We start from the raw sequence: 17,199 nt of genomic DNA on the forward strand, positions 1-17,199 counted from the left end.
CAACGGCCGGCACCTGCCGGGGCCGGTTCGGCCCGTGTGCCGCACGGCGCCCCCGGTGGCCCGGCGGTGACGGCTATCTTCCCCTGGAGGGGTGTGACGCGCGACACTTCCTGTCGCATGACGGGCGGCACCCGCACCCATTCGACGCGGAGGGGCCACATCGTGTCCGTAGACGACGACCTGACCGCCATTCAGCGCTGCCTCGACGACCTGGACCGTGCCGTGGCGCGCCTGGAGCGCGCCCTGGGCAGGGGCGGGCTGGAGGTGCGGCGCATCCGCACCGACGCGGGCCACCTGCGCGAGAGCGTGGCCCTGCTGCGCGCCGACGGCCCCCCGGCCGGCGCCGCCGCCGGGCCGGTGCCCCGGCAGCAGCCGCAAGGACGGCCGCTGCCGATGGTGCCGGTCCCCGACACCCCGTACGACTCCTCGCTGTGGACGGACGCGGACGAGGAGGGGCTCGGCTCCCGCAACCGGCGCGCCCCCTGAGCGGGGGCTCCTCCCGCGGCCGTCCGCCCCCTTCTTCCGCCCCCACTCCCTCCCGGAGTCCCCCTTGGCCACTGGTACCGATCCCGAAGCCCGGGCCGCCGCGGGCGGGGATCCCGCCGGGCGCGGCGTCCACCACGCCGCGCGCGCCGCGATCCCCGACCCCCATCTGCGGCGCGACCGGTGGTGGCTGCAACCCGCGGTCACCGTGGCGGGGCTGCTCGCCTTCGTCGCGTACTCCACCTGGCGCGCCTTCGCCGGCGCCGACTACTACGCCGCGCCCTACGTGTCGCCGTTCTACTCGCCGTGCCTGGCGGAGAACTGCGAGTCGATGCCCGCCGGTGCCGACTGGGAGATCGTCGGCGGGTGGTGGCACCTGTCCCCCGCCCTGCTGGTGCTGATCTTCCCGCTGGGCTTCCGGCTGACCTGCTACTACTACCGCAAGGCGTACTACCGGGGGTTCTGGGCCTCGCCGCCGGCGTGCGCGGTGCCCGAGCCGCACCGCACGTACTCCGGCGAGAGCCGGTTCCCGCTGGTCCTGCAGAACGTCCACCGCTACTTCTTCTACGCCGCCGTGCTGGTCGCGGGCGTGCTGACGTGGGACGCGGTGCTGGGCTTCCGGGACGAGGACGGCGCGTGGGGCCACATGGGCCTGGGCACGCTGGTGCTGCTCGCCAACGTCGCGCTGATCTGGGCCTACACACTGTCCTGCCACTCGTGCCGGCACATCGTGGGCGGGCGGCTCAAGCACTTCTCCCGGCATCCCGTGCGGTACCGGATGTGGGGCTGGGTGAGCGCCCTCAACGGCCGGCACATGCTGCTCGCGTGGGCCTCGCTGGTGAGCGTGGCGGTGGCCGACCTGTACGTCTACCTGGTCTCCAGCGGCGCCTTCGACGACCCGCGGTTCTTCTAGAGAGGGCCTGACAACGCATGACAGCTGTGGACCGGCAGTCCTGGGACGTGGTCGTGGTGGGCGCCGGCGGCGCCGGGCTGCGGGCCGCGATCGAGGCGCGGGCGCAGGGCCTGCGCTGCGCGGTGATCTGCAAGTCGCTGTTCGGCAAGGCGCACACGGTGATGGCCGAGGGCGGCATCGCCGCCTCCATGGGCAACGTCAACGCGGGCGACAACTGGCAGGTGCACTTCCGCGACACGATGCGCGGCGGCAAGTTCCTCAACAACTGGCGGATGGCGGAGCTGCACGCCAAGGAGGCGCCCGACCGGGTGTGGGAGCTGGAGACGTGGGGCGCGGTCTTCGACCGGACGCCCGACGGCCGTATCTCGCAGCGCAACTTCGGCGGGCACGAGTACCCGCGGCTGGCGCACGTGGGCGACCGCACGGGCCTGGAGCTGATCCGTACGCTCCAGCAGCGGATCGTGGCGTTGCAGCAGGAGGACCGGGCGCGGTACGGCGACTACGAGGCGCGGCTGAAGGTCTTCCAGGAGTGCACGGTCACGCGGGTGCTGAAGGACCCGGCGGGCCGGGTGGCCGGGGTCTTCGGCTACGAGCGCGAGTCGGGCCGGTTCTTCGTGGTGGAGGCGCCGGCGGTGGTGCTGGCCACGGGCGGCATCGGCAAGTCGTTCAAGGTGACGTCCAACTCGTGGGAGTACACGGGCGACGGGCACGCGCTGGCGCTGCTGGCGGGGGCGCGGCTGGTGGGCATGGAGTTCGTGCAGTTCCACCCCACGGGCATGGTCTGGCCGCCGTCGGTGAAGGGCATCCTGGTCACCGAGTCGGTGCGGGGCGACGGCGGGGTGCTGCGCAACAGCGACGGCAGACGGTTCATGTTCGACTACGTGCCGGACGTGTTCAAGGAGAAGTACGCCGAGTCGGAGGAGGAGGCGGACGGCTGGTACGAGGACCCGGACCACCACCGCCGCCCGCCGGAGCTGCTGCCGCGCGACGAGGTGGCGCGGGCGATCAACGCCGAGGTGAAGGCGGGCCGGGGCACGCCGCACGGCGGGGTGTTCCTGGACGTGTCGACGCGGATGCCGGCGGAGGCGATCCGGCGGAAGCTGCCGTCGATGCACCACCAGTTCAAGGAGCTCGCGGACGTCGACATCACCGCCGAGCCGATGGAGGTCGGCCCGACGTGCCACTACGTGATGGGGGGCGTCGAGGTCGACCCGGACACGGCGGCGGCGGTGGGCGTGCCGGGGCTGTTCGCGGCGGGTGAGGTGGCCGGCGGGATGCACGGCTCGAACCGGCTGGGCGGCAACTCGCTGTCGGACCTGCTGGTGTTCGGCCGCCGGGCGGGGCTGCATGCGGCGCGGTACGCGGCGGCGTACGCCACGGGCGCGGTGCCGGAGCCGTCGGCGGCGGACGTGGAGCTGGCGGCGGCGGAGGCGCTGCGGCCGTTCGGCGCGGAGGGCGGGGACGCGGCGGTGTCGCGGGGCCCGGCGGAGAACCCGTACGCGCTGCACCAGGAGCTCCAGCAGGTGATGAGCGATCTGGTGGGCATCATCCGGCGGGCCGGGGAGATGGAGGAGGCGCTGCACCGGCTGTCGGGGCTGCGGTCGCGGGCGCGCCGTGCGGGCGTGGAGGGCCACCGGCAGTTCAACCCGGGCTGGCACCTGGCGCTGGACCTGCGGAACATGCTGCTGGTCGGCGAGTGCGTGGCGCGGGCGGCGCTGGAGCGCGAGGAGAGCCGGGGCGGGCACACCCGCGACGACCATCCGGCGATGGACCGGCGGTGGCGCCGCGTGAACCTGGTGTGCCGGCTGGCGGAGGAGAGCGCGGGCCCGGCGGTGGCGGACTCGGCGCTGGGGCTGGTGCGGCTGGAGCGGCAGGAGACGCCGCCGATCAGGCCGGACCTGCTGGCGCTGTTCGAGAAGGACGAACTGGCGAAGTATCTGACGGACGAGGAGCTGCTGTGAGCGTCGCACGCGCGGCCGCCGGTCCGCAGACAACGACGAAGGCCGCACCTTCGCCGCGCGGGCGGAGAAGCGAACGAGGAGATGCAGCATGAGTTATCAGGCCCGCTTCAAGGTGTGGCGGGGTGATGCCGGGGGCGGCGGCCTCGTCGACTACGAGATCGCGGTCAACGACGGCGAGGTGGTGCTGGACGCCATCCACCGGCTCCAGGCCACGCAGTGCCCGGACCTGGCGGTGCGGTGGAACTGCAAGGCGGGCAAGTGCGGTTCGTGCAGCGCGGAGGTCAACGGGCGGCCGCGGCTGATGTGCATGACGCGGATGTCGGTGTTCGCGCCGGAGGAGACGGTGACGGTCACGCCGATGCGGGCCTTCCCGGTGCTGCGGGACCTGGTGACGGACGTGTCGTACAACTACGCCAAGGCCCGCGAGGTGGCCTCGTTCGTGCCGCCGCCGGAGCTGGGGCCGGGCGAGTACCGGATGAAGCAGGAGGACGTGGGGCGCCTCCAGGAGTTCCGCAAGTGCATCGAGTGCTTCCTGTGCCAGGACACCTGCCATGTGGTGCGGGACCACGAGGAGAACAAGCCGGCCTTCGCCGGGCCGCGGTTCCTGATGCGCGTGGCGGAGCTGGACATGCACCCGCTGGACGCGGCCGACGGCGCGGGCATCGACCGGCGGCGCGCGGCCCGGGAGGCGCACGGCCTGGGCTACTGCAACATCACCAAGTGCTGCACCGAGGTGTGCCCCGAGCACATCAAAATCACGGACAACGCGCTGATCCCGCTGAAGGAGCGGGTGGTGGACCGTTCGTACGACCCCCTGGTGTGGCTGGGGAGCAAGATCAGGCGCCGGGGGGCACGGCCGTGAGCCGCCCCGTCGGTCACGCTGTGTAAAATCACCGACGCTCCGGGTAGCGGCTCCGCCATTCCGGTCATACGCTCCGAAATGTGACGCGGCTTTGGTGGCGGTGCGGGCCGGGGGAGGCGTCGGGCCGGGCCCTGGCCGGCGCCCTCCTCGCGCTGTGCTCCCTGCTCTCCGTGCTCTTCGTGCTGCCCGACGCCCGCGCCGACGCCCCGCTCGACCTGTCGCCCACGGGCCGCGTCACGGACACCGTCGGCGCGCTCGGCCGCCGCCGCGGCCAGGTCGACGCGTCCCTGGAGGTGCTGCACAGCACCCACCGCGTCCAGCTGTACGTCACCTACGTCCGCGACTTCTCCGGGCGCGCCGCTCGCACCTGGGCGGACGCCACCGCCGACCGCAACGGGCTGGGCCCGCACGACATACTCCTGGCGATCGCGGTGCGCGGGCGGCTCTTCGCGGTCTCCGCCGACAAGGACTCCGGCTTCCAGGCCGTCCAGCACCAGCAGATCGCCAACGTCGCCATCGCGCCCGCCCTGCGCCAGCACGACTGGGCCGGCGCGGCCATCGGCGCCGCCGACGGCTACCGGGCCGTCCTGGAGGGCGGCACGGTCCGCACGCCCGCCATCCGCCCCGGCAGCAAGGACCCGGGCGGCGACGGGCTCGTCCCCGGCGAACGGGCCGTGTGGGTGCCGCTCGCGGGCGGCAGCACGGTCTTCGTGGCCGGCCTGTACCTGTGGTCCAAACGGGCCCGTACGGCCCAGCGGGCGCTGGTCGCCGCCGGCGGGCCGCCGCTCGTCGCCACCGGCACCGAGCCGGGCCTGGCCCGGCTGGCCCAGCCGCTGACGCCGCTGCCGGAGCTCGCCGCCGAGGCCGAGGCGGCGCTGGTGCGCACCGACGACGCGGTGCGCACCAGCGCCGAGGAACTGTTCTTCGCCACCGCGCAGGCCGGCGAGGCGGCCACCCGGCCGTTCGCCGAGGCCGTCGGCTGGGCCCGGGGCGAGCTCGCCGACGCGTTCCGCCTCCGGCACCGCCTGGACGGGGCCGACACGGCCGACGACGACCTGCGCCGCCACACCCTGGACGAGATCTGCTCCCGGTGCAGCAGCGCCAACCGCCGCCTGGACGCCGAGTCGGCCGCCTTCGACCGGCTCCGCGACCTGCGGGCCGCCGCGCCGGACGCCCTCGCGCGCGCCGAGGCCCTGGCCCGCGCGCTGGCCCCGCGCCTGGCCACCGCCGAGGCGGCGCTCGCCGCCCTCGCCCCCGGCCACCCCGAGGCCGCCCTGGCGCCCGTCGCCGGGCACCCCGACGGCATCCGCGACCGGCTCGCGTTCGCCGGCGCGGCGCTCACGGAGGCCCGTGCCGCCCTGTCCGCCACCGACCGGCGCGGCGCCGTGCTCTCCCTGCGCGCCGCCGAGAGCGCCCTCCACCAGGCCCGCATGCTGATCTCCGGGGTGCTGCGGCACGCCTACGGGCTGACCGCCGCGGCGGCCCGGCTGCGCGCCGTCCTGGCGGCGGCGGGGGACGACCCGGCGGCGGACGAGGCCCGGCGGCTCATGGCCAAGGGCCCGTACGACCCCCGCGAGGTCCTGCGCGAACTGGACGCGGCCGCACCGGGCCGCCCGGGCCGCTGGAACCGGACGGTGCTCGCGGCGTACGGCGAGGTCGCGGCGGCCCGCGACGCGGTCACCACACAACGCGGCGCCACCGGCTGCCGCGCCCGCACCCACCTCGCCGAAGCGGAACGCCACCTCACCCAGGGCGCCCCGGACCGCGCCCGCACCCTGGCCCTCCAGTCCCGCGCCCTGGCCGACCACGACACCGACGGCTTCATCCGGCCGGACGACATGCCGCCACCGGTGGCGACGGCGGTCCTGGCGGGCATCGTGCTGCCCCCGGACCTGGCACCGGCGTGCTTCGGCGGGGTACGGACGCGGGGGCGGCTGGGGGGCTGAGGGGTTGGGTAGTCGCACAAGCAGGTCATCACTCAATGGGGTGGACCGGGAGCAACTACCGCCGGATCTCGCAGTCGCCGGGTAATGCTGGCGTCCCCTCTGAAAGGGAGTGCATTATGACGGTTATGACCGAGCGCTCGTCCCGCATGCTCGTCGAGCAATTCGAGCAGATCGCCTCAACTGCGCCCGAGACCGTCAGGTTGGAGTTCATCAACGGACGGATCGAGGAAAAGCCAGTGCCGGACGGAGACCACAGCGCGATCACCATGTGGCTGATCAGGCAATGCATGCAGGCGCGGCCAGAACTTGACCTCTACCCGACCCAGGGACTCAAGGTCGGGGAGTACCGCAAGGGAAGGGCCCTGCCGGACGGCACACTCGTACCCGTGGACCATTTCATGGGGCAGGGCGATTGGGCCGATCCCGACGGCGTACTGATGACCGTCGAGATCACCTCGTACGACGGTGACACCGACCGTCGTGACCGGCAGGAAAAACCTGCCGCGTACGCGGCTGCAGGAATCCCTGTCTACCTTCTGATCGACCGTGATGCCTGTGTGGTCGTCGTCCACACCAGCCCCGATCCCGAACTCGGGCACTACGCCTGCCGACTCGAAGTGCCTTTCGGTAAGCCGGCGGAGCTTCCCGACCCCGTGAACATCACCCTGGACACCGAGGCCCTCAAGAACTACGTCCGCTGAGATACCGGGAGCACGGGGAGGGGGAAGGGGCTCCGCCCCTTCCCCCTCCCCGTCTCAGTACAGGCTGAGCAGCGCCTCGACCGCGTCCGGGGCCGGGGAGTCGCCGTCCGGGAGGGCGAGTTCGAACCAGACCGTCTTGCCGTGCGGGGTGCGGCGGCTGCCCCAGGCGGCGCTGAGGAGGCCCACCAGCTGGAGGCCGCGGCCGCCCTCGTCCGTGTCGCGGGCGCGGCGGCGGCGGGGCTGGACGTGGCCGCCGTCCCACACCTCGCAGACCAGGGTGCGGTCCAGGAGGAGGCGGAGGCGGATCTCGCCCTCGCCGTAGCGCAGGGCGTTGGTGACCAGCTCGCTCACCAGCAGTTCCGTCGTGTCGACCAGGGCGCCCAGGTCCCAGCCCTCCAGCTGTTCGCGGGCCAGCTCGCGGGCCTGCGCCACCGAGCGGGGCTCGGGCGGCAGCGTCCAGTCGCCGACGCAGCCGGGCTTCAGGCCGCGCAGCCTGGCCATCAGCAGGGCGATGTCGTCCTCGCCGTGGTGGGTGTTGAGCGCGCCCAGGACGTGGTCGCAGACCTCCTCCAGGGGGCGCTCGGGGGCGGAGAGCGCCTCGCGGAACGCCTGGAGGCCCTCGTCCAGGGGGTGGTCGCGGGACTCGACCAGGCCGTCGGTGTAGAGCGCGAGCAGTGACCCGTCCGGCAGCTCGATCTCGGTGTCCTCGAACGGCTCCCCGCCCACGCCCAGCGGCATGCCCGGCGGCACGTCCAGCGGTACGGCGGGCCGGCCCGACTCGACCAGCACCGGCGGCAGGTGGCCGGCGTTGGCGATGGTGCAGCGCCGGGTGACCGGGTCGTACACGGCGTAGACACAGGTGGCGAGGTAGACCTCGGAGAGGTCGGCGGGCCGGACGCTGCCGCGCACGCCGCGCGAGGCGGACTGCTTGCCGCCGGGCCGGCCCAGGCCGTGGGCGATCTCGTCCAGGTGGCTGAGCACCTCGGCGGGCTCCAGGTCGAGCATCGCCAGGGTCCGTACGGCCGTGCGCAGTTCGCCCATGGCCACCGCCGCGCGCAGGCCGCGGCCCATCACGTCGCCGACGACGAGGGCGGTGCGGTGGCCGGGCAGCTCGATGACGTCGAACCAGTCGCCGCCGACCTCGGTGGCCGCGTTGCCCGGCAGGTAGCGGCAGGCGATGTCGACGCCGGCGGCCTCCGGGTCGCCCGGCGGCAGCAGGCTGCGCTGGAGGATCAGGGCGCGCTCGTGCTCGCGGCGGTACAGGCGGGCGTTGTCGATGCAGACCGCGGCGCGCGCGGCCAGCTCGACGGCGAGGGCGGTGTCGCGTTCGCCGAACGGCTCGCTGCCCTTCGTACGGGAGAACTGGGCGAGCCCCACCACGGTGTCCCGGGCCACCATCGGCACGGCCAGCGTCGACTGCACCACGGCGCCCAGCTCCGTGCCGTCCTCGCCCTCCCGGCCGGGGACGACCTGGACGTGCGCGGTGCGCAGGGCCTGGGCGCAGGGCGAGTGGAACGGGTACCGGTGCACCTCGCCGACCTGTACGGGCTTGTGCCCGTCGTCCACCGGCACGCCGGAGACAGCGCTGGAGAACGCCACGCGGCGCAGCTCGGCGCTGCCGTCGGCGAGTCCGGGCGGCGCCTCGTCGCCGACGAGGAGGCCCTGGTAGAGGTCGACGGAGGCCAGGTCGCAGAACTGCGGGACGGCCACGTCCAGCAGCTCGCGGGCGGTGGTCTCCAGGTCGAGGGAGTTGCCGATGCGGGCGCCGGCCTCGTTGAGCAGCGCGAGGTTGCGGCGTACGCCGGCGGCCTCGCGCTCGGCGCGGCGGCGCCCGGTGACGTCGGTGGCGATGGCAGCCACGCCGATGGGCCGGCCGCTGCCGCTGTGCAGCCGGTAGAGCGAGACCGACCAGCGGCGCCGTTCGCTCTGGCCGGGGACGGTGCCCACGAGCTGGATGTCCGCCATGGGCTTGCCGCTGGCGAGGACTTGGCGGAGCGCGGCGGTGAGCCGGTCGGCCTCGGGGCGGGGCAGGAAGTCGTAGGGCGTGCGGCCGCGGTGCCAGGCGGCGGGGCGGCCGAAAGTCTGGGCGAAACTCTCGTTGACGCGGAGCAGCGTCAAGTCCGTGCCGAAGAAGAAGAACCCGAGCGGAGATTGGCCGAAAACCGCTTCCGAAGCGGCGATGTCGGTCTCTATTCCGCGCAGCGCCTTGACGTCCACGGCAACGCAGAGCGCCGAGCGGCCGCCGTCGGCGTCCTCGCTGGGCATGACGTAGATCTCGGCGAGCCCGGCTGTGTCGCCGTCGTGCCGGCCGTCGCCGCGCTGGTAGGGCACGAGGCCGGTCCAGGCCCGGCCCTCGCCGCCGGGCCCGCCCAGGAGCGGTACGGAGGCGTGCCGGGGCGCGTGCCGGGGGCCGGCGGGGGCCAGGACCTCCAGCGGGTCCTTGCCCACGGCCTGACGTGCGGGGATGCCGAAGAGGTCGGCAGCCCGTTCGCTCCACCGGTCGATGCGGCCGTCGGGGCCCAGCGAGAACGACGCCACGCGGATGTGGTCGTAGAGGGAGCCGGGCGGGCTGCTCTGCCACGTGGGCGCGGCGTCCGTACCCTCTGGCCTTCCCGCGGTACCCGCAGGCTTTTCGCTCACGTACCCGTCCCCTCCGGCTCTTGTGCTCGCACCGGCATCAGAAGGCCGAGTATCCAGCACGGTGGCCCCTCGGAACACGGACTTCACGATCACAGCACGGTCTCAACCCGCTATGTGTTCTCTCCGGGTTACTAACCGGGCCTCCGGGTTGCTAACCGGCCTTCCGTGCTGTTAACCGGGCAGGGGCAGCTCGAACCACACCGTCTTGCCGGCCGTGCCCTGGCGCGTGCCCCAGCGGCGGGAGGCGAGGGCGACCAGCTGGAGGCCGCGGCCGCCCTCGTCGTCCTCGCCCGCGGCGCGCTCGCGGGGCGGGTCGGGCAGCGGGTCGGAGACCTCGACGAAGAGGCTCGGCCCGGCGTGGGAGTACATGCGGACGCCGATGGGCCCGCTGGCGTACCGCAGGGCGTTGGTGACCAGCTCGCTGACCAGCAGCACGGTCACGTCCGTGACGGCGTCCAGGCCCCAGTCGTGAAGCGTGTCGCGCACGAGGGTGCGGGCCGTGCGCACCGCGCCGGCCTCGGCGGGGAAGCTCCACTCGGCGAAGCCGGGCGTCGATGCCAAGGTCCCCGCGCCGTCGCTCACGCCGACCACTTCCCAGACCGCTGCGACCCCCGGCCGGTTCCACCTTGTCCGGCTTTGGGGCTAATAATCAGCACATACCCGGTATGGGGGTCGGACTATCGTCCCCGGCCTCTGCTTCGAGCATCCGGGCGACCGCCGCCACGGCCGGGCGGTCCTGGTCCAGCCAGTCGACCTCGCCGGTCCGGCCGGGGGCGAGCCAGCGCAGCGCGTCGTGGTCCTGGAGCGGGCGGGGCTCGCCCGCCAGCAGCCGGGCCGTCCACACCTGGAGGACGTAGCCGGGTTTGATCGGCCACTCGCCGGGCACCCGCTCCAGCGCCTCGGTTTCCACGCCCAGCTCCTCGCGCAGCTCGCGCACGAGCGCCTGCGGGGCGCTCTCGCCGGGCTCCAGCTTGCCGCCGGGCAGCTCCCAGCGGCCCGCGACCTCGGCGGGTGAGATGCGCCGCGCGGCCAGCAGCCGCCCCTCGTGGCACAGGGCGCCACCCACCACAACACGCACTGTCGTCATGGTGCGCAAGCCTAGGGCGTGTCCGATGGGCCGGTGCGGGCCCCATCGGACACGCCCCTAGGGGGGCGCAAAGCCGGGGAGCGCCGGGCGCCGGTGGCGCCCGGCGCTCCCCGGGTGTGCGTGTGTTGCGTTGAGGGTCCGCTAACCGATCGTCCGGCCGCCGACCCGCTCGACGACGTACAGCTGCCGGTGGCCGTGCGTGTCGAGCCGCTCGGCGACGCGCTCCGCCTCCGTCCTGGTGGCGTAGCGCCCGACGCGGTAGCGGTTGCCGTTCTCGTCCTGGCGGATCACGAGCCAGGGCAGGACCGGACCGGAGTCAGCCATCGCTCGCACCCTCCCGCCGTCTCGCGCGCACCGGCGCACGCCCTTCGGTGCCTTCCGGAGAAACCGCAGTCCGCATATGCCCGAGCGTACGCCCGACCTTTACGCAGCGGATACGGGTTTTCACGAAGAGGTACGCATTCGGCCACCCGCGAGGGTCACTTGGTCTTCGCGAGCTCCGGCTCCTCCGGCTCGCCGGTCTCCGCGGCGGCCGCAATTTCCTTCTCGACCTCCACAAGCGTGGGGTTGCGCCACGCGCTGCGCACACCCCACACGTAGAAGGCCAGCGCGATCAGGACAACGACGACGATGTCCACGCCCTCGGGCAGGTAGCCCTTGCCGCCGAACTCCTTGCCGCCGGCGTACGAGACGAAGGCCATCACCAGCAGGTAGACGACCATCCAGGCGCCGGCCTTCAGGTGCGGCTTGAGCTCGGCCCAGGGCTTGCGCAGCTCGTACCAGGCCCAGATCGGCAGGCCGATGGCCATGATGAAGATGACCTTGCCCGTCAGCGGCCAGCGGGCCCAGTACATGACCAGCGAACCGAAGATCATCGCGATGGGGGCGATGACCGGCATGGCCTTGAGCTTGACCGGGCGCTTCATGTCCGGCGCGATGCGGCGCAGCGACATCACGGCGACGGGGCCGGTGATGTAGGAGATGACGGTGGCGACACCGACGATCTCGGCGATCGAGCCCCAGCCGCGGAAGACGGCGAGGAAGACGAAGGAGATCGCCAGGTTGAGCAGCAGCGCCGGGCGCGGCACGCCGGTCTTGGGGTCGACCTTGCCGAAGACCTTGGGCAGGTGGCCGTTCTCCTGGACACCGTGGATCATGCGCGAGGTGGTGGCCGCGTAGATCATGCCGGTGCCGGACGGGGAGATGAAGGCGTCCGCGTAGAGCAGCAGGGCGAGCCAGTTCAGGCCCCAGGTGATGGACAGGTCCGCGAGCGGGGACTTGTAGGCCAGGGTGTTCCAGCCGCCGGAGAGGTCCGCGGCCGGGACGGCCATCAGGAAGGCGACCTGCAGTGCGATGTAGATGACCAGCGCGATCAGGATGGAACCGACGACGGCCTTCGGCAGCGACTTGCCGGGGTTGCGGGCCTCGGCGGCCATGTTCAGCGGCGACTGGAAGCCGTTGAAGGCCCAGACGATGCCGGCGACGGCGACGGCGCTGAAGACGGCGCTCCAGCCGTTGGGGGCGAAGCCGCCGTGGGCGGAGCCGATGTTGCTGGTGTCGAAGTGCGCGAAGATCAGCGCACCGGCGGTCAGCGCCGGGACGACGACCTTGAACACGGTGATCGCGTTGTTCGTCTTGGCGAACAGGGTGATCGCGAACCAGTTCAGGAAGAAGTAGAAGACGACCAGCACGCTCGCCGCGGCGAGACCGGTGCCGGTGAGCTCCTTGCCGTCGAAGAGCTTGCCCGCCCAGTCGAACTTCCACGAGCTCATGTACTGGATCGAGGCGGTCGCCTCACCGGGGATCACGGAGACGATGGCGATCCAGTTGGCCCAGGCGGCCATGTAACCGGCCAGCGAGCCGTGCGAGAACTGCCCGTACCGCACCATGCCGCCCGCCTTGGGGAACATCGAGCCGAGCTCGGTGTACGTCAGGGCGATGGTCAGCGCCACCACGGCGCCGATGACCCAGGCAAAGATCGCGGCGGGCCCGGCGAGCACGGCGGCGCGCTCGGCGCCGAACAGCCAGCCGGAGCCGATGATCGACCCGAGGCCGACGGCCGTCAGGGCCGTCGTGCCGAGGGTCCGGCGGTAATTGGAGTGGGAACCCCGTTCGGTACTCAAGCCCCGGATCTCCTTTGCTTTCTACTCCCCCACAGCAGGACACAAACCGCGCCATCGTACGAGCGATTTGGCCGACTTGGTTCCGCCAAACCCCGTTGACCTGGGGCTATGTGAGGTTTACAACACCGGAGATCGCCGTTCCGTACCGTGAGTAACAGGGACATAAGCCGCGCTTCCTACCCGTTGGTAGGCGAGTTTCAGCCATTGTTCACGGCACCTTCACGATCTACTTCACGGGAAGGTGATATGCGGCACGGAACCGCTCGGCGAGCATCACCACGTCCGCCGTCTCGACGGGGCAACCACCCGCGTAGAACGTCCGCGAGACGACCAGCACGCAGTGCCCGGGGACGCCGCCGAGCGCCAGCGTCTCCTCGGCGAGTCCGGGGCGGGCCCCGACCTCCTCGGTGACGTTGTCCACGACCAGGTCGATGGCGGCCATCCGCTCGACCACGCCACGGCCCGCCAGCGGCCCCTCCTCGGGCAGCATCACGGGCGTACGGCCGGTGAGCGCCAGGGGCTCCCAGGAGGTGGACAGCATGCAGGGCTCGCCCTGCGACCGGAACAGGTAGTCGGTGCGCATCACACGGTCGCCCGGCGCGATCCGCAGCCGCCGCGCGATCGCCACGTCGGCGGCCTGCTGCTCGCTGCTCGACTCCCAGGTCCCCTTGACCCGCTCGTCGGCCTGCTCCTGCCGGAACGGCGTGGACTCCCCCACGCCGCGGTACCCGGTCCGCACCACGGGCCGCGGCACGGGCTGCTCCCGCACGTACGTCCCCGACCCGGACCGCCCCTCCACCAGCCCCTCGGCCATCAGTACCTTCCGGGCCTCCAGGGCCACGGTGTCGGACACCCCGTACTGCTCCCGGATGCGCGCCTGGGACGGCAACCGGGTGTGCGGGGGCAGTTCACCGGCGACGATCTTCTGCCGCAGATCGCCGGCGACACGGAGGTATGCGGGCTGGTCACCGAAGGCCACGTCCACTCCCAAGGGGTTGACAGTGCGCAACAGCTTGGCAACGGTCGGTTGCGGTCCGCAACCTCTGGCCAACACACTCCGTAACGTCACACGACGCAGCTCATCCCTGCCGACCGCAAGATCCACGGCACATGCGGAACGCACGCGACGACGGCACTTCCGCCACGCAGCGTCACCGAACCAGCCGTCCGGCCGGGAACGGGGCGTCCCCCGCAAAAGGGTGCTCTCCCCACTCTCCGATCGCTACGGTTGAGCCATGACCGCTCTGCCCGACTGGATGCGGCCGCCCCGCGAAGAGGGCTGGCTCGCGGACGACCTGGATCACCTGCCGGAAGCGCCTCGCCACACCGAGCTGATCGACGGAGTTCTCATCTTGATGATGTCCCCGCAGCGTTGGTGGCACGGCGAGATCGTCGACTCGCTCAAGTCCGCCCTGAAGGAGGTCGCCCCCTCCGGCTTCCGGGTCGGCCGGGAAATGACCGTCCGTCTCGACGAGCGCAACCGGCCCGAGCCCGACCTCGTGGTGACGACGGCACCCTTCGTCCCCGACGTCACGTGGTTCGCCCCGGAGGACGTCCAGCTCGTCGTCGAGGTCGTCTCCCCCGAGTCCGCCCACCGCGACCGCGCCGTCAAGCCGCGCAAGTACGCCGAGGCCGGCATCCCGCACTACTGGTGCGTCGAGGAGGAGAACGGCGCCCCGGTGGTGCACGTCTTCGAGCTGGAGAAGGAGTGCAGGCAGTACGCCCCGGCCGGCATCTTCCGCGAGCAGCTGAAGCGCCCGGTGCCCTTCGAGATCGCCATCGATCTCGACGCGCTGGTGGGCTGACCCCGCACACGCCGACGGGGCCGGACCGCAGAGCGGTCCGGCCCCGTCGCGCAGAGGGGTCCGTCGGGCCTCAGACGTTGAAGCGGAACTCCACCACGTCCCCGTCCGCCATCACGTAGTCCTTGCCCTCCATGCGGGCCTTGCCCGCTGCGCGGGCCTCGGCCACCGAGCCGGTGGCGACCAGGTCGTCGAAGGAGATGACCTCGGCCTTGATGAAGCCCTTCTGGAAGTCGGTGTGGATGACACCGGCCGCCTCGGGGGCCGTGGCGCCCTTCTTGATGGTCCAGGCGCGGGACTCCTTGGGGCCGGCCGTGAGGTACGTCTGGAGGCCGAGCGTGTCGAAGCCGACGCGGGCGAGGGTGGCCAGGCCGGGCTCCTCCTGGCCGACGGACTGGAGGAGCTCCAGGGCCTCCTCCTCGTCCAGCTCGGCCAGGTCGGCCTCCAGCTTGGCGTTGAGGAAGATCGCCTCGGCCGGGGCCACCAGGGCGCGCTGCTCCTGCTTGAAGGACTCGTCGGTCAGCTCGTCCTCGTCCACGTTGAAGACGTACAGGAACGGCTTCGTGGTCAGCAGGTGCAGGTCGTGCAGGAGCTCCGCGCGCTCCGAGCCCTGGACGATGCCGGCCGAGAAGAGGGTGTTGCCCTCCTCCAGGATGGCCTTGGCGGCCTCGACCGCCGCGACCTTGGGCGCGATGTCCTTCTTGATCCGCATTTCCTTCTGGAGGCGCGGCAGGACCTTCTCGATCGTCTGGAGGTCGGCGAGGATCAGCTCGGTGTTGATCGTCTCGATGTCGTCCTTCGGCGAGACCTTGCCGTCGACGTGGACGACGTTCTCGTCCTTGAAGGCCCGGATGACCTGGCAGATCGCATCCGACTCGCGGATGTTCGCGAGGAACTTGTTGCCCAGGCCCTCGCCCTCGGACGCGCCGCGCACGATGCCGGCGATGTCGACGAAGTCGACGGTCGCCGGGAGGACCTTCTGGGAGCCGAAGATCTCCGCGAGCTTCGTGAGGCGGGCGTCGGGGACGCCGACCACACCGACGTTCGGCTCGATGGTCGCGAACGGGTAGTTGGCCGCGAGCACGTCGTTCTTGGTCAGGGCGTTGAACAGGGTCGACTTGCCGACATTCGGCAGACCGACGATTCCGATCGTGAGCGACACGTGGCGACTTCCCGTACAAGAGAGGAGGTGTGGGCGGTCCCCCAGTCTACGGGGCCGGGCCGCGGGCACGCCCCGTCCGGAGGACGGGGCGAACACACGGCCAAGGGGGGTGCACCGGCGTGTCCCACGCCACATTCCGGCCGGGCCCCGACCTAGGTTGGTCGGGTGGAGCAACCGAGCACGCGCATCCCTCAGCGCAAGGTCCGCCGCGGAGCCGACGTGCCCCGCCCCTCCGCGCCCGTCGGGCAGCGGCCCGGCGCCGCCGCGCCCCGTACCCGGCCGGGCTCCCCGCCGTCCCTGCTGCGCCGGCTGCCCCGGCCCCGGCTCACCGCGCTGGGCAGCGGCCTGCTCACCGCCCTGGCGATGCTGGGCGCCGGCACGCTCGACGCGCGCCTGCTGGGCGGCTCGCCGCGCGTCTACGGCGTGTTGTTCGTGCTGGCCAGCGCCGCCTGCGCGCTGTGGGTGCGGCCGGTCGACCTGATGACCGCGCCGGTCAGCGTGCCCATCGCGTTCGCCGTCGGGGCCGTGCCGCTCAGCGACGGGACGTCCGGCCTCGGCGGCCGGGTGATGAGCCTGGTGACGCTGCTCTCGCTGAACGCCGCCTGGCTCTACGCGGGCACGCTGCTGGCCGGGCTGATCGCCCTGGTCCGGCGGGTCGCGCTGATCAGGGAGCGACGCAGGGAACGGCTCCGGCAGCGGCGGCAGCGGCCATCGCGGCCCCCACGATCCCCGCGTTGTTCTCCAGGCGGGCGGGGACGATTCCGGCCCTGACGCCCTCGATCAGCGGCAGGAACTTCTCCGCCTTGCGGCTGACGCCGCCGCCGATCACGAACAGCTCGGGCGAGAACAGCATCTCCACGTGGGCCAGGTAGCGGCTCACCCGCTTGGCCCAGCGGCTCCAGCTGAGGTCCTCGTCCTCCTTGACCCGGGTCGAGGCGCGCTTCTCCGCGTCGTGGCCCTGGAGCTCCAGGTGGCCCAGCTCGGTGTTGGGCACGAGCGTGCCGCCGCTGAAGACGGCGCTGCCGATGCCCGTGCCGAACGTCAGCACGATCACCGTGCCGTGCCGGCCGCGGCCCGCGCCGAACGACATCTCGGCCAGGCCGGCCGCGTCGGCATCGTTGAGGAGCGTCACGGGCGCGCCGCCCAGCCGCTCGGAGAGCAGCCCCCCGGCGTCCCGGCCGATCCAGCTCTTGTCGACATTTGCAGCGGTACGGGTCTCCCCGCCGACGACGACGCCGGGGAAGGTCACCCCGACGGGCGTCCCCGCGCCGGAGTGGCCGGAGTGGCCGAAGTGGTCGGCGACCTCCCGTACGCACGCCGCGACCGCCTCCGGCGTGGCCGGGTGCGGGGTGAGGACCTTGAACCGCTCGGCGGTGAGCTCGCCGCGCGCCAGGTCGACCGGCGCGCCCTTGATGCCCGAGCCGCCGATGTCGATGCCCAGGACGGCGGGCACGCCCCGGGGCGTGCCCGCGGCGGCGGATCCGGTGTCCGTAGCCTCCGTGACAATGGCCATACGGCC

Annotated in this window: 16 protein-coding genes; 8 read left to right on the forward strand and 8 right to left on the reverse strand. The window is 72.5% G+C overall.

Features of this window, described 5'->3' with window-relative positions; genetic code table 11:
* Positions 1 to 162 precede the first annotated feature (162 nt).
* The 6 genes from IE305_RS23575 to IE305_RS23600 all read left to right on the forward strand — a co-directional run bounded on the left by IE305_RS23575 (position 163) and on the right by IE305_RS23600 (position 6,866).
* Positions 163 to 486 (forward strand): Rv0250c family protein, encoded by a 324-nt coding sequence (locus IE305_RS23575; RefSeq protein ID WP_190131725.1) that lies wholly within the window; start codon positions 163 to 165, stop codon positions 484 to 486.
* 64 nt (positions 487 to 550) lie between these two features.
* Positions 551 to 1,396 carry a succinate dehydrogenase subunit SdhC gene (gene sdhC / locus IE305_RS23580; protein ID WP_190131726.1) on the forward strand — a complete coding sequence of 282 codons (846 nt, stop codon included), beginning with the start codon at positions 551 to 553 and terminating at the stop codon, positions 1,394 to 1,396.
* A gap of 17 nt (positions 1,397 to 1,413) precedes the next feature.
* On the forward strand, positions 1,414 to 3,357 hold the full coding sequence (locus IE305_RS23585; protein ID WP_190131727.1) for a fumarate reductase/succinate dehydrogenase flavoprotein subunit: 1,944 nt from the start codon (positions 1,414 to 1,416) through the stop codon (positions 3,355 to 3,357).
* Positions 3,358 to 3,445: 88 nt separating this feature from the next.
* On the forward strand, positions 3,446 to 4,219 hold the full coding sequence (locus tag IE305_RS23590) for a succinate dehydrogenase/fumarate reductase iron-sulfur subunit (protein WP_190131728.1): 774 nt from the start codon (positions 3,446 to 3,448) through the stop codon (positions 4,217 to 4,219).
* A gap of 80 nt (positions 4,220 to 4,299) precedes the next feature.
* A complete protein-coding gene (locus IE305_RS23595) occupies positions 4,300 to 6,165 on the forward strand; it encodes a TPM domain-containing protein (RefSeq protein WP_229891423.1) in 1,866 nt (621 codons plus the stop codon).
* Positions 6,166 to 6,281: 116 nt separating this feature from the next.
* Positions 6,282 to 6,866 carry a Uma2 family endonuclease gene (locus IE305_RS23600; protein ID WP_190131729.1) on the forward strand — a complete coding sequence of 195 codons (585 nt, stop codon included), beginning with the start codon at positions 6,282 to 6,284 and terminating at the stop codon, positions 6,864 to 6,866.
* Between the two features lie 54 nt (positions 6,867 to 6,920).
* Here IE305_RS23600 and IE305_RS23605 read toward each other — a convergent pair whose 3' ends face one another.
* From IE305_RS23605 to IE305_RS23630, 6 genes are all read right to left on the reverse strand, one after another.
* On the reverse strand, positions 6,921 to 9,506 hold the full coding sequence (locus IE305_RS23605) for a SpoIIE family protein phosphatase (protein ID WP_229891425.1): 2,586 nt from the start codon (positions 9,504 to 9,506) through the stop codon (positions 6,921 to 6,923).
* Between the two features lie 171 nt (positions 9,507 to 9,677).
* The gene (locus IE305_RS23610) at positions 9,678 to 10,097 is read right to left on the reverse strand and encodes an ATP-binding protein (protein WP_190131731.1); all 420 of its coding nucleotides are present in this window, start codon (positions 10,095 to 10,097) and stop codon (positions 9,678 to 9,680) included.
* 58 nt (positions 10,098 to 10,155) lie between these two features.
* Positions 10,156 to 10,593: a (deoxy)nucleoside triphosphate pyrophosphohydrolase gene (locus IE305_RS23615; RefSeq protein WP_190131732.1), complete on the reverse strand. Its 438-nt coding sequence runs from the start codon at positions 10,591 to 10,593 to the stop codon at positions 10,156 to 10,158.
* A 141-nt stretch (positions 10,594 to 10,734) separates the two neighbouring features.
* Positions 10,735 to 10,917: an SPOR domain-containing protein gene (locus tag IE305_RS23620; protein WP_190131733.1), complete on the reverse strand. Its 183-nt coding sequence runs from the start codon at positions 10,915 to 10,917 to the stop codon at positions 10,735 to 10,737.
* A gap of 155 nt (positions 10,918 to 11,072) precedes the next feature.
* Positions 11,073 to 12,716 carry an APC family permease gene (locus IE305_RS23625; RefSeq protein ID WP_190131734.1) on the reverse strand — a complete coding sequence of 548 codons (1,644 nt, stop codon included), beginning with the start codon at positions 12,714 to 12,716 and terminating at the stop codon, positions 11,073 to 11,075.
* 226 nt (positions 12,717 to 12,942) lie between these two features.
* Positions 12,943 to 13,695: a GntR family transcriptional regulator gene (locus IE305_RS23630; protein WP_190131896.1), complete on the reverse strand. Its 753-nt coding sequence runs from the start codon at positions 13,693 to 13,695 to the stop codon at positions 12,943 to 12,945.
* A gap of 256 nt (positions 13,696 to 13,951) precedes the next feature.
* Here IE305_RS23630 and IE305_RS23635 point away from each other — a divergent pair, with 256 nt between their 5' ends.
* A complete protein-coding gene (locus tag IE305_RS23635) occupies positions 13,952 to 14,521 on the forward strand; it encodes a Uma2 family endonuclease (protein ID WP_190131735.1) in 570 nt (189 codons plus the stop codon).
* Positions 14,522 to 14,591: 70 nt separating this feature from the next.
* On the opposite strand, the gene ychF is transcribed toward IE305_RS23635, so the two are convergent.
* The gene (gene ychF / locus IE305_RS23640; RefSeq protein WP_190131736.1) at positions 14,592 to 15,680 is read right to left on the reverse strand and encodes a redox-regulated ATPase YchF; all 1,089 of its coding nucleotides are present in this window, start codon (positions 15,678 to 15,680) and stop codon (positions 14,592 to 14,594) included.
* Positions 15,681 to 15,845: 165 nt separating this feature from the next.
* Here ychF and IE305_RS23645 point away from each other — a divergent pair, with 165 nt between their 5' ends.
* Entirely contained in the window at positions 15,846 to 16,451 is a 606-nt protein-coding gene (locus tag IE305_RS23645; protein ID WP_190131737.1) for a DUF6542 domain-containing protein, read from the forward strand.
* Here the strand turns inward: IE305_RS23645 and ppgK are convergent.
* Entirely contained in the window at positions 16,345 to 17,193 is an 849-nt protein-coding gene (gene ppgK, locus IE305_RS23650; protein ID WP_190131738.1) for a polyphosphate--glucose phosphotransferase, read from the reverse strand. The genes IE305_RS23645 and ppgK overlap by 107 nt on opposite strands.
* Between the last annotated feature and the right edge of the window lie 6 nt (positions 17,194 to 17,199).

This window comes from Streptomyces mashuensis (genome assembly GCF_014654785.1).
Lineage (GTDB): Bacteria > Actinomycetota > Actinomycetes > Streptomycetales > Streptomycetaceae > Streptomyces > Streptomyces mashuensis.